This is a genomic window from Methylobacterium nigriterrae (assembly GCF_037106235.1).
Lineage (GTDB): Bacteria > Pseudomonadota > Alphaproteobacteria > Rhizobiales > Beijerinckiaceae > Methylobacterium > Methylobacterium nigriterrae.
The window spans coordinates 1-290 of sequence record NZ_JBAWTG010000727.1; the positions used below are offsets into that span (position 1 = coordinate 1).

The 290-nt window shown below is 61.7% G+C and carries 1 protein-coding gene; it reads right to left on the reverse strand.

Annotated features, from left to right (window positions below):
* Positions 1 to 160 precede the first annotated feature (160 nt).
* The coding region (locus WDW90_RS38895; protein ID WP_336492971.1) for a metallopeptidase family protein at positions 161 to 290 on the reverse strand (130 nt) is incomplete at its 5' end.

Below are 290 nucleotides of genomic sequence, written 5' to 3' on the forward strand. Positions count from 1 at the left end.
GTTCAAGGATGCGCGCGACTGTATCGCTGCTGCGGTTATTGTCGGGGGCGTCTGCGAGCGTCAGAAACTGGGCAACAGCGCAGTAAAATCCTGTGACCCGTCTCGCCTCCGATCCGCAAAAGCACGGCGTTCCGACCGCGCCGGCTGTGACGCGGGTTAGTTAGCCCGCGGCCTCTTCAATCGCTTCCATATCGTCGTCGGACAGCCCGAAATGGTGGCCGATCTCGTGCACCAGCACGTGGGTCACGATGTGGCCGAGGGTTTCGTCGTGCTCTGCCCAGTAATCCAGG